The following is a 14,680-nucleotide window of genomic DNA, read 5'->3' on the forward strand; positions in this document are numbered from 1 at the left end:
AACGTGCAGCCTTTTCGCTTAAAAAGAGTGTATTCCTATTTAAACGGGAAGAACTGCACGAATCTATGAATGACTCGATCATATGCTACATCAATTATTACTCTTTTCATCGTACAGCCCTCCTTTCATTGGTAACTAAATTGGTAAGTATTTACAAGATTACTACTATTTAAATTATTAGTCAATTATAAATTTATATTATTCGGAAAATTCACGATCCTCGCTTTTTGCCTTCACTATTAACCGTGAGAGTTAATATTACTGTAAATGATTAAAAAATACCCGATCAGCCCACCTATTGGCTAATCGGGTTTATTTCTAAATTTTTATAGAACTGTAGTTTTAGCTTGATTTTGAGCTGCATCTATCAAAATGAATACTGCAGATAGTAAATGCATAATCATTCCAACACCAGGAATAAAGCCCACAACGTTTGTTACAATCCCTAACACATTTCCGTAAGATTTAATTCCAGCTTTTGATGAAAAGATTACAATGACGATATGAAAGGCAATCATGATAAATAAAGGAGCCCATGCCATACTTAGTATAATTGACCCTCCAAGAATTGGTATACCTAATAATGCTTCAATACCACCTGATACCCATTTTAAGATATTAATCATTTGACGATTCACAAACAGCACCCTCTCTCTATTAATTTATTATATTAAAATATTACATATCCAATATATACCCGAAAAATTTAATAATAATGTAGTATAGCTTAAGAAAATACTATTCATCTATAATATTTTTTCTTGTGTATTCCACTAATGTTCTGCAAATGGCTTAACTCTCCATTAATTCGGGTAGCTGCTTTAAGGTATATTCAACCAGAAGACTTTTATTACCTCTGCTATATTTAAATCCTCATCATGTTCATTCTTGCCTAACACGGGTTACCCAAAATTTCAGATGATTATAAAATAAAAAAAAATTCCACCCTCTCTCTATAATAGGTGGAATTTTTATTATTCATTTTTTATTGAATTGGCTTCGCCCGAGCGTTTCAACTGTCCTCGGGATAAGGCTGTAAATCTTGCTTCCTGCATTCATCCAGCCTGGTGCATTAATCTCCCGCTTATTTTTAAGCATGATGTTTGTTATTCTTTCTGCCAGCCTGACGGGATCAATCATGAAGCGCTCAATATTTTTGATATATGTACCTTCTTTATCAGCGATATTAAAGAAATTTGTTTTAATCGGTCCTGGATTAACAGACGTAACAAATACATTCTCACTATGCATTTCCATACGCAAAGCATTCGTAAACCCAATAACTGCATGCTTTGTTGCTGAGTAAACACTTGATTTTGGAGTCGCCATTTTTCCAGCCTGGGAGGCAATATTTATAATATGTCCCGATTTATTTTGCACCATAGCAGGCAGCACCATTTTTGTACAGGCTATGAGTCCGACGACATTTGTATTGATCATGGATTCTGTATCATCTAAATTTGCTTCCAGTACATTCTCAAAAATCCCAAACCCAGCATTATTCACCAACACATCTGTATTTCCCACTTCGTTTTTTATGCGGGCGAATGTGTGTTCAACTGCATTCCGGTCGGATACATCCATTGTATATACATAGACATCGCAATGAAAATCAGCAATTAACTCTTCACGTATTTTTTGTAATTTATCCAGACTTCTTGCTATTAAGATCAACCTAGCACCACTTTTAGCCGCTTGCCTGGCAATTTGCTCGCCTAATCCGCCTGAGGCTCCCGTTATTGTTACAATTTTTCCGCGAATACGCTCATTCATCAACTTCACTTCCTCATTAATGCTTCATTACTTGATATAATACCACACCGTCAACCTCTTCACTTTCGATTTCATGAAGATTTTCTAGATAATCAAGCTGCCCCAATGTTTCAAACAGAGCTAGTGCCGGATCTCTCTTAATAGCCTTGGGAAATAATTGTACGGCTAACTCGAGTACATTGCGGCGATCTTCTCCAATAAGCTTTTTAACATGAAAGGCACGCTCATGCTGATTTTTCAAACGTTTCTCGATTAACTGGTAAGGTTCCATAATATCATTTCCATGCCCCGGATACACGACTGTTAGTTCTTCATTTAACAACCGACTCAAACTGGCATTCAGCTGCAGCTGCGGCTTTACTCTCTCTTGTCCTTCTTTTTTTGGAGCTTCGAGTATAGGGTTGGGTGAAATTTTACCCAGCAATAAATCTCCGCCAATCAGTACGCCTGACTTTTCATGGTAGAATGATAGATGGCCCTGTGAATGGCCAAAAGTCTCCATCGCAATCCAATCTGGATGACCAGGAAGCTTTTCTCCTTCTTTCAGATAATGCGTTAAAGGTTTTGAACCGGAATATGTATACAAAGATTCTACATCATTAGCATGTTTCATAAATTGCGGCGGTACACCAAATTTATTCGCCATCCTCGTAAAGAACTCTTTTTGATTCTTCAAAAAATCTGCATTCCTTATAAGATGCCGCTGATTATCTTCATGCCCGTACAATGAGCCGTCCTCAAATAAATCAATTAACCCACAATGATCCGAATGATGATGAGTTAATATAACCTGTTCAATATCAGATAGCTTGTATCCCAGTTCCTTTAACTGTCTTTCAAGTGCCTCTTTTGCTTCCTGTGTTTTAATTCCGGCATCAACCAGAGTTAAGGCATCTCCTTTAAGAAGATAGATATTTACATCTCCAACAGCAAATGGAGTCGGTATAATAAATTTTTCGGCTACCCTTTTAATCGAACTCATGTCATTACTCCCCGTTATGTATTTTAATAATTATTTTTACATAATTTGTATGAAAATTCCATCATAAAGTTTGAATATTCTTGACACATAAGCTAATTTTTAGCATAATTTTTATTAATATCTATAAACATACCAATACGAGCGATGATAAAGAATAGTAAATCATGTATGTCGCAAGGGAGTGGAACCCACAGACTGGAAGGTTTCATCGTCCAATGCATGATTGAACCTGCCTTTTGAGCTGTCAGGCAAACCTGGCCGCTACCTGAGCGTTATCCGGTTTAGAGATGCAAGCATGCTATAGTATGCTGCAAATTAAGGTGGTACCACGGAAGAATAGCCTTTCGTCCTTTACAGGATGAAGGGCTTTTTATTTTTATAAAGGAGGCAGGAGTATGAGTAAAAAAATCGCATTTCTTGGAGCCGGTTCTATGGCCGAAGCATTGATTGCAGGCATTGTAAAAAAAGGGGCAACCACACCCGGAGATCTGTGGGTCAGCAATCGGAGCAATGATACCCAATTGATACACTTGAAAGAGCAATATGGCATCATACCCTGCCGCGACATGCATTCCCTTCTTGCTGATGCTGACATCGTCCTGATAGCCGTTAAACCGAAAGATGTGTATACAGTCTTACAGCAAGCCAAATCTTTTTTAAAAAATACGATGTTGCTTATATCTGTTGCCGCAGGTGTATCAACAGAAAGCCTTGAAGCTATCACGGAGAACTCTATGCCTATTATACGAGCCATGCCAAATACGTCTGCTGCAGTCGGAAAATCAGCGACAGCTCTCTCAGGAAATAACTATATAAAACAAGAGGATCTAGTACTGGCGAAGGAAATTTTCAAAACGGTTGGAATGGTTGTTTATACAGAGGAAAAGAAAATGGATGCCGTTACAGGCCTTTCAGGAAGCGGTCCTGCTTATATCTATTATCTAATAGAAGCGATGCAACAATCTGCCAAACAAATTGGTCTTGAACATAAAGAGGCTCAAAATCTGATTATCCAAACGCTAATGGGAGCTGCTGAAATGGTGCACTCCTCTGATAAATCACCGCAAACGCTGAGGTACGAGGTGACGAGTCCTGGAGGAACAACTGAAGCTGGCATACGAATCCTTGAACACCATGGCGTCAAGGAGGCTTTCATTGAATGTATCACAGAGGCCACACTTCAATCAGAGCGCATGGGAATAGAAATTGAAAGCAAGATTAGGGAAAAAATACTGTTCGAATAGAAGACTATTCTTTTTAGACTGCTCGTGAATATACTTATAAGAAGGGAGCACATATTTCTATGGGTTTCCCTTCTTCTATTAAGGTCATCTTGTATGATACAAGGATTGAATTTTTATCGCAACTTCGATTGGTCTTACGTCAATAGATGATAACTTTTCTATATCCATCCACATTGGCAAGTATGTTCCTCTGCCCCTTGTTTCATCTGTATACTCTTCACCTTTTCCCTTTGATAAGACTCCAGCTACAATCTCTGAAAGGAAGAAGAATTGAACATTCCCATCAAATTCCACCTCTGCCACACAATCATTAACGTTTACTTCTACACCGAGTTCCTCCAAGGCTTCTCTTTTAGCTGCAGATTTTGGTGTTTCACCGTCTTCTATACCGCCGCCAGGGAAAACATAATAAATTGAGCTATTCCAATTTCTTTGAATGAGTGCAATCTTATTATTTTCGATAATTACCACCGAGCTTCTATCTCTCATAGCCTCTCTCACCTCAATTGTTGTTCGCAGCTACTAACGCATCCCTAATAAAACAAATTGATGTGCCAAATAAACGAAAATTCATTTTTACGTGGACAACCATGACCTAAATCAATTGAACCAACTTTTCTAACGACCAAATCCTATCAGTGGAGTTTTCATCCCCTCCTCATAAGTCCGCCAGTTTCTTATCGTATAAATTCCTGCAAAAAATTAGACTATCCCAACTTCAATTTTTGTCCAATCCATATATCAGATAAAACCATATGCTGTATGTGTAATGGGGGATACTTTTCCATTATGGCAACTTTGGACAGGAGGTGTCTGTATTGAGTGATTCTTTTGGCGGTAAAGGTGTAGGAAGCTTTGCTTTCATTGTTGTACTTTTCATCTTGTTAGTTATTGTCGGTGCTTCTTATGTTGGAGGTAGCTACTAAGTAAGACCCGAGAGCATGTTCTGCGGATATTCCCGTGCTGCATGCTCTCTTTCTCTATGGCTGTTTTTACATGGAATGTTGTGATTGTTCAATTTTAATCTGAGGTATGAAAAGCGCCAACTCCAGACAGGAAGTGACTGTACTTGTTATTTTAATACCTCTGACTCATACCTAAAGCATACCTTCTCGGGAATTTTATTAAAAATATGAAGAGGAATTCCAACTTTATCTTTAATATTTATTACTTTTCCTAAACCAAAAAATCTTAGGAATTCCCAATAACAAATAAAAAAGTTATACGTTGGTTCGTAAATAAACTCCATCCAACCTTCCGCAATATGTTTATCTTTTTCATTGAACACATTAATGCCTGAGAAGTTTTCTACTATCCCATCTAAATAATTTGCATCGTCTCCTTCTATACAACTGTCAGACCAGTCAAATTTAAATTCATTTGCCGTTATTCCATACATTTTCAAGTCATCGCATAGCTGTTTTTCTACTTCCATTCTTAAGTTAGGTCCCATTTTTTCTGCGTAACCTAAGTCTGTGTAATTTGATTTTAAAATACATTCTCCCCCTCCCCATGGATTAACTGCCACAAACTTAATGCCTTTTCCCTTCAGAATATGAGCTGAGATAAACCATCCGATAATGACCTAACGCATCTTCTGAATCTGAAAAATTATTAAAATCTCTTTTTTGTATATTCAAATTACTAGGTCATCCAAACTCAATTCCTCTAAAGTCTTGGGCTCTGGCAATGTATTAGTATTTTCCGATATCTATGCGAAAACTGCCTTCTTTATTTATAAGCATTTGAGTGGTCTTCCCATAATTCCAACTGTTATACTGGGTTTTGAAAGGAGTTGTCTTCTATGACTAAATCTTTATTATTTGAACCATATACAATTAAAAATACGACTCTAAAAAATCGGATTGTCATGTCACCTATGTGCATGTATTCCAGCCATGAACGAGATGGTAAAGTACAAAATTGGCATACAACTCATTATACAAGCCGTGCGGTCGGCCAGGTTGGCTTAATTATTGTAGAAGCAACCGCTGTTACTCCCGAGGGACGAATTTCAGATCGTGATTTAGGTATTTGGAGCGACGAACACATCGACGGCTTACATACCCTAACCGCTATGATGAAAGAACATGGTACGGTTCCAGGCATTCAGCTCGCTCATGCAGGTCGAAAAGCCGAACTCGAAGGAGAAATCATCGCACCGGTTGCTGTACCTTTTAATGAGGAAATGAAAACTCCTAAAGAAATGACAAAAGAGGATATTGCCGAAACAGTTGAAGCCTTTAGACAAGCAGCCATTCGTGCCCAAAAAGCAGGTTTTGAAGTTATGGAGATTCATGGAGCCCATGGATACTTAATTAATGAATTCCTGACTCCTGCTATCAATACTCGTACGGATGAATATGGCGGTACAGCAGAAAATCGTTATCGCTTCCTGAAAGAAATTATTCACGCTGTTAAATCTGTTTTTGATGGCCCGCTTTTCGTGCGAATTTCCGCCAAAGATTATCATGAGAACGGATATGAGCCGGAAGATTATATCCAATATGCTCGTTGGATGAAAGATGACGGAATTGATTTAATCGATGTAAGCTCCGGTGGTGTGATGTCAGTTCCAGTGCCAAGCTTTCCAGGCTACCAGGTTCCAATGAGTGAGACTATTAAACATGGAGCAGGTATTGCAACAGGTGCTGTTGGATTAATTACATCTGGTGTTCAGGCTGAGGAAATATTACAAAACAACCGTGCAGACCTTGTTTTTATTGGCAGAGAGCTGCTACGTGATCCATATTGGCCAAAAAATATTGCAAAGGAACTGCGAACTTCTGTTGAAGCACCTGAGCAATACGGACGTGGTTGGTAATATTCTACTGGTAGAATTGACTAAACAAATTCTCTAGGGTTCTCTCCCACGATCCCATTCTAAAAGTATAAATACTATCAGAAAAAGCATCGTTTTATACTGTTCGGTCCCAAGAAAGTTAGAAACCAATCTAACATTTAAGGGACCGTCCAAATAACGATGCTTTTTCTTTTTTGTATCTATAATAGGTATACAAATAATGGTTAAATGGAGGATATTATAGAACGATATATTTAATCTGTCTTCCATGCGAGCCTTCTTATCAACTGGTATATATATTGCATACGCAGAGTTAATGCCAAAGAAACTGTATAAAGGATTCTGCCCTGGTCGTTTTAATTCTCCCTATCCTATTAGTTTAGTAACAGATTATCATTTCCTCTTCCTCCTTTAATCTCACATTCCAATAATTAAGCTTAAAATACAGGTCCTCCCCCCATTTAGAATAAATACCTTCATTGTCTATTAATTAGCATGATAATAATTTTATTTTTCACAATAATAATACATTTTATTATTAAAACGTTCTAATGAATGCCGATACCTAATTGTAGAGCATTTTTATGACTCTAATTGATCGGAGGAAAATATATTGAAAAAGAAAAAATCCCAATCCATCAAGATAAAATTATTAACGCTAACTTTAATTACCTTAATAATCCCTGTTATTGTTATCGGCATCAGCATATTTTTTATATCAAAGGATCAACTAATTGAAACCGAAAAAGAGAATCTCCAAACAAGCACGGAAATGACAATCGGGATGATAGGCCTATTACACGAGCAATTTAACGCCGGATATATCACTGCAGAAGATGCCCAGCAACAACTAAGGGATGAAATTTCCGGAGAGGAAGAGCAAGTTTTTAAAGGCTATGATTTTGGTCAGGATGGGGAGATTTCAGCAATCGATCGTGATGGAACTCTTACGTTATATACCAAAGATGACCAACTCGATTATGAAAAACTTAAAACGATAGATGGCAAAACAGCTGAGGAATCAATCCTAGAGAAAGGTGCAGATGGGGCATTCATATCGTATTATTCAGAGAGTGGTGAAATTGAAAAAATAGCCTATGTAAAAAAAGAACCCTATTGGGAATGGACCATTATCTCTAGTATACCAGTAACAGAAATGACAGCTAAATCTTCCTTTCTCGCCTGGGTAGTCGCCGCTATTTCTCTTGGCTCCGTCATCATTGCCGGCTGCTCTGCTTATTTCTTTTCCGGCAGAATTGCTAAACCTATCTCACAGGTCAGTTATGGATTAAATCGTATTGCTACAGGCGATTTTTCAATTCCTCCATTAAAACCTAAACGCACGGATGAATTGGGACAGCTCGTCAATGATTTCAATACAATGGTAGATAATACGAAATCACTGATTACGCAAGTTAACCATTCTACTGAACAAGTTGCAAAAGCAGCCGAGGAACTGACTGCCAGCACAGAAGAAACAACTCATAGTACAGAAGAAGTCTCCCATTCAATAAGCCATGTGGCCGATGTTTCTGATTCTGCCAATACTCGCCTGCAGGAAAGTGTAAACGCTCTCGAAGAAGTGACAACCTCTATCCACCGCTTAGCTAATGTATCAAACGAAATATCTGAAACAGGCAGCAAGGTAGTCACAAAGGCGAATCAGGGAAATGAATTGCTTTCTAAAACCATTCAGCAAATTGAATTTATTTATACGAAAGCAAATGAAAGCGAAAATATCTTAAAAATACTGGATTCAAACTCAAGAGAAATCGGTCAAATCTCCGGGACCATCTCGGCCATTGCCAATCAAACAAACTTACTGGCATTAAACGCTGCCATTGAAGCAGCCCGAGCAGGTGAACACGGGAAAGGCTTTGCCGTTGTTGCCGATGAAGTTCGTAAACTTGCCGAACAATCACAAGCTTCATCCAGCCAAATAGTCGAGCTTATTAAAGAGATTCAATTAAATATGGTAGGTTCAATTTCATCCATGTATGAGGTAAAGGTCGAAGTTGAGGAAGGAATTACCGTCATCAATAATACGGAGGAAGCTTTTAAAGAAATCGTATCTTATATGATTCAAATGGAAAAAGAAGTGAACAGCATGGCCGCTTCTGTCCAACAAATATCAGCCAGTTCCAACCTCGTATCAGATGCCATTAATCAAGTAGCAGAAGATATATCAAGTGTATCCTTACACACAAATAATATAGCAGCCACGACAGAAGAGCAGCTCGCTGCTACTGAAGAAATCAGCCTATCTTCAAATTCTCTTTCCCAGCTTTCATCAGGGCTGCAGGAACAAGTGGCAAAATTCAAATTATAAAAAAAGGATGTTTTCATCCCTTTAGCCTGGACATTTTCTTGTATAAAAAGACCGTCTTTCATAGAATATGGGTGATTACTCTTTTTCTTAGTGAAAGCGGTCTTTCTTTTTGTTTTCTTACTTTTTCACGAGGCTTAAAACAAACTAGTTAGTCCTGGTATGGTTCATGAGTTATTTTTATAGATTGCCAATCTAACATGTGGCACATCTATAAAAAACGGAATATCGAAGTCTTTAAATTTCCATTCTCCTTTTCCTTCCGTTCTCAAGTCAATTCTCTTTATTCCATACACCATCTTTATAGATCCAATTATCTTCCGTTAAAATTCTAATTTCTCGTTGATACATATCTACACGTTTATAATCTTTTTCCTGCGGGTTAGTTATTCTAGATAAATCACTATTCTCTATTAGATCTGCGATTTTAACTGAGCGACCAAGCTCATTTAGTTTGACGCGGTATATGAATGCTGCTCTCGATTCCCCTTCCCTTTTTGTCACTGAATTCACCCCAGATATAATTTTTTCCGGAAAACCATAATCCCTTAAATCTTCCAGTGCAACTTCTGTATCTTCAACAATATCGTGCAAGATCCCGACTATTTTCTCTTCTAACGTATTTAACCTATTCATTACAGCCAATGGATGATTAATATAGGGGTTTCCTCCTTTATCAAATTGACCATTATGATATTTTTCCGCTAAGTTTATGGCTACTTCTAATAATTTTTCCAACAAATTGATCACCTCTCTCAATCTTTTTTTAATCTTTGTATTATTTAATAACTATATTAAAATTATAAATTCATTCGAATGAAAAATGAAATGAGTCACTCACACGGATTAATTAATTAGGTACATATAGTATGTTTCCGCATATAAATATACTCTTATGTTTTTATTTGTTCTTGAATTTGGAATAAGCACTGGAAAAAAGTTGAATGTAAATCGCCAAACAGCCTCTCTCTGAATAACGTAATTTCAGAAGGAGGAATGTAGATTGAAAAAATTGATTCTTGTTGCCGGTCTTGCTGGTCTATTGGTTGCTTGTGGTAAGGAAGATGCCGTTCAACCGAAGGAAGAGCCAAAGGTTGAAGCAAAGGAAGAAGTTCCTGCAGTAGAACAGCCTAAAGAGGAGGCTCCACCTGCAGTAGAAGAACCTAAGGAAGAGGCTCCTGCCATAGAAGAGCCTAAAGAGGAGGCTCCTGCTACCCCACCATCGGCAGAGAAGTCCATTGACCCACAAGTTGCTCTGTCAATCCTTCAGGAAGCTTACACAGGTATTGCTACAGTGGAGTACAATGAAAAACTGAAGGCCTTCACAATCCTGCCGACTGACCCAAACTTTGCCGTAGAAATGACAAAGATTCTCTCCGGGGATTTGCCAAAGGACAATTGGAATGCACTTGCCGATTCATTGGCTAAGGTCAGTGGTGAACTGGGAGGAGAATATAGTGTGTTCCTGCTCAACCCAGCAAACCCAAAGAATTATATTCTCATGGCAGAAAATGGCGTTATCCTATATGATGCCCTCAATGAAGACGTTGTAAATGATGAGCAAACTTTTTGATTAAAACGAAAATAACCTGATAAAAAAGATAGCAGGACCCCTGCTATCTTTACTTTTAGTATAAATTTATTAGAGCTTAAAGACCGAAAAGTCTTTGGCTAATTCCGTACTTTGAAAAACAGCTTTTGCCTCATTAAGCAGTTCAATCTCATCATCCATCGTGAATCTGGAACTGATGTGGGTGAGGATTAGACGTTTGGCATCCGCTTTTACGGCACATTCTGCAGCCTGAACGGTAGTGGAATGAAAATAGTCAATAGCCATCTCTTCCTGCCCTTGTTTAAAAGTGGCTTCATGAACCATACAGTCTGCCTGCAATGCCAGGTTCACTGCATTTCCACACGGGCGTGTGTCTCCTAATATCGCGACTATGCGGCCTGCTTTAGGTGAGCCTATGTATTCCTTTCCGTTAATCATCCGACCATCTTCCAATTGTACAGTCTCACCTTTTTTGAGTTTGCTGTATATGGGCCCTGGTGGTATCCCTGCTTCTTTCAGTAGATCCGCCCTTAATTCACCTGGTTTATCCTTCTCGATGATTCGGTATCCGTAACTTAAAATAGCATGGTCTAAGGGCAATGCCTCTACCCTAAATGTTTCGTCTTCAAATATAAGGCCATCTTCCTGGATTTCAAAAAAAGAAAGTTTATACTTCAGATGAGTTTGACTTAAACGCAAGGAAGTTTCAACATACTCCTTTATTCCCACCGGTCCATAAATCGTCAGCGGCTCCACTCCCCCCTGGAATGAACGGCTGCCAAGTAATCCGGGAAGCCCATATATATGATCCCCATGTAAATGAGTGATAAAGATTTTTTCGATTTTTCTCGTTTTCACAGGTGTACGCAATATTTGATGCTGAGTCGCTTCACCGCAATCAAACATCCAGCTGGACCCTCTCTCTTCATTCATCTGCAAAACAAGTGAAGATACGTTCCGCTGTTTAGCCGGTATGCCGGCTCCTGTTCCTAAAAATATTAATTCCAATCTAATTCCTCCAACCTATTTGGATACATCTATTTTACAGCACTCTTCTTCTTTTTTCAGCAATTGAGAAATTCATACTTTCTATTTTTTATCGTTCGGCAAAATATTGTATTTTCTTCATCGTTACCTGTAAACTAAGTTATGAATCAAATATTGATTCATAACATTGATAAACAGTTCAATACGAGATAAAATAGAATATCGTATTTACCGAGAAAAGACATAAGGAGAGGTTCTGACATGCCCACTATTGACAAGCAATCAGGATTAATAATGATATTTGGGGCTACTGGAGATTTAGCACAACGGAAACTTTTCCCTTCCATATATCGTCTATACACAAAAGGCAGACTATCATCAAACTTTGCCTGTATTGGTATAGGTAGACGGGAATGGACGACAGACCGTCTCAAACAACATATTCATGAAGCGATTTCCAGTGAGCATGGCACCGAATCAGAAAAGCTTGAATTTGCAGGCCATTTCTATTATCAAGCACTTGATGTTAGCCAAACCAGTATATCCTATGATGAACTGCGCATTCTAGCAGACAAATTAGATGAAGAATATCAGCTGAATGGAAATCGTCTCTTTTACCTTGCGATGGCGCCAGAGTATTTTGGAACAATCGCCACAAGATTAAAAGAAGATGGTTTAACCAACACAGCCGGATATAAACGCTTAGTGATTGAAAAGCCATTTGGCCATGATTATAAATCAGCTGAAGAACTTAATAATCAGCTTCGTTGTTCCTTCTCTGAAGATGAAATTTACCGTATAGATCATTATTTAGGCAAAGAAATGGTTCAGAATATCGAAGTGATTCGCTTTGCAAATGCCTTCTTTGAACCACTATGGAATAATCACTACATAGCCAATGTCCAAATCACCTCTACAGAGACACTTGGAGTAGAAGACAGAGGAAGATATTATGAGAACAGCGGTGCACTTAGAGATATGGTACAAAACCATATTATGCAGATTGTTTCTTTATTAGCGATGGAGCCTCCAATAAAATTAACGACGGAGGAGATTCGCAGTGAGAAAGTAAAGGTTCTACGCGCTCTTCGTCCTATTAAAGAAGATGAAGTAAATAACTATTTTGTCCGCGGTCAATACGGAGAAGGTCAAGTCGACGGCAAACACCTGCCTGCATACCGTTCTGAAAATATGGTTGACGGAGAGTCCAATACAGAAACATATGTGGCTGGTAAAATGATGTTTGATAATTTCAGATGGGCTGGCGTCCCATTTTATATCCGTACCGGTAAGCGGCTTGCGGCAAAATCAACACAAATTGTTGTTCAATTTAAGGATGTGCCGATGAATTTGTTCTATCGTACAGAAGAACAACTAAACCCTAATTTACTGGTTATTAACATCCAGCCTGAAGAAGGAATCACTCTGCATCTTAATGCTAAAAAAGGTGGAAAAACACCAGTTAAATTAAGTTTCAGGACTTCAAAATATGACCGTTTCAATACGCCGGAAGCATATGAACGCCTGCTTTTCGATGCTATGCGCGGAGATGCGACTAACTTCTCTCATTGGGATGAAGTGGCCTTGTCCTGGAAGTTTACAGATGTAATTTCTAACGAATGGGAAAATAAGCCTGCTGGATGTTTCCCTAATTATTCATCCGGTTCAATGGGTCCTGAAAGTGCTGATGAACTGTTAGCAAAAGATGGATTCCATTGGTGGGCTATTGAAGAAGACGAGTAAAGATAAATAAAGTGAGAAGGAGAGATTGTTCCGATGAAAATCTTTGATGTATCTATGCCTATTTACACTGGAATGCCTGTTTATAAAAATATTGAGGACAAACAACCGGTCTTTAATACAATCACAAACGGACATGTCACTGAATCCCGCATTACCCTTGATGCCCATGTGGGAACACATACAGATGCTCCGCTCCATATGATAAATGAGGGTGCTACAATTGAAACAATTGGACTAGAGCGTCTGGTTGGTAAGTGTAAAGTACTTGATTTAACTCATGTAACAGGACTAATTGAAAAAGAAGATCTTGAGTCTCTGCCAATTGAAAAAGGTGACTTCATTCTTTTAAAAACAAAAAACTCCTTCGATGAAGAATTTAATTTTGAATTTATTGCTTTAGGTGAATCTGGTGCAAAGTATGTTTCTGAAATTGGCATTAATGGCGTTGGCATTGATGGACTTGGTGTGGAACGTGCCCAACCCGGACATCCTACGCACCGAACCCTCTTTTCAAATGATGTGATCGTTATTGAAGGTTTACGCTTAAAAGATGTACCTGCTGGTGAATACTTCATGGTCGCAGCACCGCTTAAATTGGTAGGAATTGATGCTGCTCCATCTCGCGTATTATTGTTAGAAGGTATTCTATAAGTAAACAAATAAAATCCACTTTCGCCATGAAAGTGGATTTTTTCTTTTAGATTTAAGCATGCCTTCTACAAAAACCTTTTCCTGATTTCCAGTGAAGGCAATGCACATTGATCTTTCTTCCCAAACCATTTAATTCTGTTTCTCGCAATGAAATCATAAACCTGATCCCTTATCGATCTCGGTACACCTTTAAATATATAAAAAGTTTTCCACAAACCGGATAGGTTTTTACATATATGTAAGGCTGCTGAAGACTTGATATAGAATGTGTGATGTTCTGCATCAATTAAAACTAAACTATCAATCTTTTCAGGAACATGATATTCCTTTACCAATTGCTGACCTACGTCACTCTGCAGAGCTGCAAATGAAAAGATACCTTTTGGATCTCTTTTAATGATGAATTGAACACTGGCATCACAAAAATTGCATTCCCCGTCAAACAATACAATTTTCTTCATACTACTCTCCTTTCACCTACTTTTTATTTATAAAATAGAAATTTCTCTTTAAATTTGAAATAAGTAAATCTTTTACCTTCTAACTGATTATACTAAACCCATCATTTTATTTATTAATTTTTAATACAACCCTTCTTCCCTATTGATTAAACAAATAC

At 38.1% G+C, this 14,680-nt stretch carries 15 protein-coding genes; 7 read left to right on the forward strand and 8 right to left on the reverse strand.

Annotated elements, in window-relative coordinates; genetic code table 11:
* Positions 1 to 326: 326 nt before the first annotated feature.
* The 3 genes from AC4G3L_RS04020 to AC4G3L_RS04030 all read right to left on the reverse strand — a co-directional run bounded on the left by AC4G3L_RS04020 (position 327) and on the right by AC4G3L_RS04030 (position 2,755).
* Positions 327 to 638, reverse strand: coding sequence for a hypothetical protein (locus AC4G3L_RS04020; RefSeq protein ID WP_491075682.1), 312 nt, complete (start codon positions 636 to 638; stop codon positions 327 to 329).
* A gap of 340 nt (positions 639 to 978) precedes the next feature.
* Positions 979 to 1,773 (reverse strand): SDR family NAD(P)-dependent oxidoreductase, encoded by a 795-nt coding sequence (locus tag AC4G3L_RS04025; protein WP_491075683.1) that lies wholly within the window; start codon positions 1,771 to 1,773, stop codon positions 979 to 981.
* A 16-nt stretch (positions 1,774 to 1,789) separates the two neighbouring features.
* Complete coding sequence (locus tag AC4G3L_RS04030; RefSeq protein ID WP_491075684.1) at positions 1,790 to 2,755, reverse strand: MBL fold metallo-hydrolase; 966 nt, start codon at positions 2,753 to 2,755, stop codon at positions 1,790 to 1,792.
* A 395-nt stretch (positions 2,756 to 3,150) separates the two neighbouring features.
* Between AC4G3L_RS04030 and proC the strand changes: the two genes are divergently transcribed.
* Positions 3,151 to 3,999 (forward strand): pyrroline-5-carboxylate reductase, encoded by an 849-nt coding sequence (proC, locus tag AC4G3L_RS04035; RefSeq protein ID WP_491075685.1) that lies wholly within the window; start codon positions 3,151 to 3,153, stop codon positions 3,997 to 3,999.
* 84 nt (positions 4,000 to 4,083) lie between these two features.
* Here proC and AC4G3L_RS04040 read toward each other — a convergent pair whose 3' ends face one another.
* Entirely contained in the window at positions 4,084 to 4,488 is a 405-nt protein-coding gene (locus AC4G3L_RS04040) for an NUDIX hydrolase (RefSeq protein ID WP_491075686.1), read from the reverse strand.
* A gap of 329 nt (positions 4,489 to 4,817) precedes the next feature.
* On the opposite strand from AC4G3L_RS04040, the gene AC4G3L_RS04045 reads away from it, so the two are divergent.
* Entirely contained in the window at positions 4,818 to 4,925 is a 108-nt protein-coding gene (locus AC4G3L_RS04045; RefSeq protein ID WP_491075687.1) for a YjcZ family sporulation protein, read from the forward strand.
* 146 nt (positions 4,926 to 5,071) lie between these two features.
* Here AC4G3L_RS04045 and AC4G3L_RS04050 read toward each other — a convergent pair whose 3' ends face one another.
* On the reverse strand, positions 5,072 to 5,527 hold the full coding sequence (locus AC4G3L_RS04050; RefSeq protein WP_491075688.1) for a hypothetical protein: 456 nt from the start codon (positions 5,525 to 5,527) through the stop codon (positions 5,072 to 5,074).
* A gap of 276 nt (positions 5,528 to 5,803) precedes the next feature.
* Here AC4G3L_RS04050 and namA point away from each other — a divergent pair, with 276 nt between their 5' ends.
* Both namA and AC4G3L_RS04060 read left to right on the forward strand, forming a co-directional pair.
* A complete protein-coding gene (gene namA / locus AC4G3L_RS04055) occupies positions 5,804 to 6,823 on the forward strand; it encodes an NADPH dehydrogenase NamA (RefSeq protein WP_491075689.1) in 1,020 nt (339 codons plus the stop codon).
* Positions 6,824 to 7,415: 592 nt separating this feature from the next.
* Positions 7,416 to 9,131, forward strand: coding sequence for a methyl-accepting chemotaxis protein (locus tag AC4G3L_RS04060; RefSeq protein WP_491075690.1), 1,716 nt, complete (start codon positions 7,416 to 7,418; stop codon positions 9,129 to 9,131).
* Positions 9,132 to 9,401: 270 nt separating this feature from the next.
* Here the strand turns inward: AC4G3L_RS04060 and AC4G3L_RS04065 are convergent, their stop codons facing one another.
* Entirely contained in the window at positions 9,402 to 9,866 is a 465-nt protein-coding gene (locus AC4G3L_RS04065; RefSeq protein ID WP_491075691.1) for a GTP pyrophosphokinase, read from the reverse strand.
* Between the two features lie 265 nt (positions 9,867 to 10,131).
* On the opposite strand from AC4G3L_RS04065, the gene AC4G3L_RS04070 reads away from it, so the two are divergent.
* Positions 10,132 to 10,701, forward strand: a complete 570-nt coding sequence (locus tag AC4G3L_RS04070; protein WP_491075692.1) for a hypothetical protein — start codon at positions 10,132 to 10,134, stop codon at positions 10,699 to 10,701.
* Between the two features lie 69 nt (positions 10,702 to 10,770).
* Here the strand turns inward: AC4G3L_RS04070 and rnz are convergent, their stop codons facing one another.
* The gene (gene rnz / locus AC4G3L_RS04075) at positions 10,771 to 11,688 is read right to left on the reverse strand and encodes a ribonuclease Z (RefSeq protein WP_491075693.1); all 918 of its coding nucleotides are present in this window, start codon (positions 11,686 to 11,688) and stop codon (positions 10,771 to 10,773) included.
* Positions 11,689 to 11,928: 240 nt separating this feature from the next.
* On the opposite strand from rnz, the gene zwf reads away from it, so the two are divergent.
* Together zwf and AC4G3L_RS04085 are read left to right on the forward strand one after the other, a co-directional pair.
* Positions 11,929 to 13,410: a glucose-6-phosphate dehydrogenase gene (zwf, locus tag AC4G3L_RS04080; protein ID WP_491075694.1), complete on the forward strand. Its 1,482-nt coding sequence runs from the start codon at positions 11,929 to 11,931 to the stop codon at positions 13,408 to 13,410.
* 33 nt (positions 13,411 to 13,443) lie between these two features.
* Entirely contained in the window at positions 13,444 to 14,061 is a 618-nt protein-coding gene (locus AC4G3L_RS04085; RefSeq protein ID WP_491075695.1) for a cyclase family protein, read from the forward strand.
* Positions 14,062 to 14,126: 65 nt separating this feature from the next.
* On the opposite strand, the gene AC4G3L_RS04090 is transcribed toward AC4G3L_RS04085, so the two are convergent.
* Positions 14,127 to 14,522: a thiol-disulfide oxidoreductase DCC family protein gene (locus AC4G3L_RS04090; RefSeq protein ID WP_491075696.1), complete on the reverse strand. Its 396-nt coding sequence runs from the start codon at positions 14,520 to 14,522 to the stop codon at positions 14,127 to 14,129.
* Positions 14,523 to 14,680: the final 158 nt, after the last annotated feature.

This window comes from Bacillus sp. z33 (assembly GCF_058313615.1).

What these genes read in the sequence shown, in the direction of transcription:
- AC4G3L_RS04040 (WP_491075686.1), bottom strand. Translation starts at nt 4,488, where the DNA reads ATGAGAGATAGAAGCTCGGTGGTAATTATCGAAAATAATAAGATTGCA.
- AC4G3L_RS04030 (WP_491075684.1), bottom strand. Translation starts at nt 2,755, where the DNA reads ATGAGTTCGATTAAAAGGGTAGCCGAAAAATTTATTATACCGACTCCA.
- namA (WP_491075689.1), top strand. Translation starts at nt 5,804, where the DNA reads ATGACTAAATCTTTATTATTTGAACCATATACAATTAAAAATACGACT.
- AC4G3L_RS04025 (WP_491075683.1), bottom strand. Translation starts at nt 1,773, where the DNA reads ATGAATGAGCGTATTCGCGGAAAAATTGTAACAATAACGGGAGCCTCA.
- proC (WP_491075685.1), top strand. Translation starts at nt 3,151, where the DNA reads ATGAGTAAAAAAATCGCATTTCTTGGAGCCGGTTCTATGGCCGAAGCA.
- AC4G3L_RS04085 (WP_491075695.1), top strand. Translation starts at nt 13,444, where the DNA reads ATGAAAATCTTTGATGTATCTATGCCTATTTACACTGGAATGCCTGTT.
- AC4G3L_RS04090 (WP_491075696.1), bottom strand. Translation starts at nt 14,522, where the DNA reads ATGAAGAAAATTGTATTGTTTGACGGGGAATGCAATTTTTGTGATGCC.
- zwf (WP_491075694.1), top strand. Translation starts at nt 11,929, where the DNA reads ATGCCCACTATTGACAAGCAATCAGGATTAATAATGATATTTGGGGCT.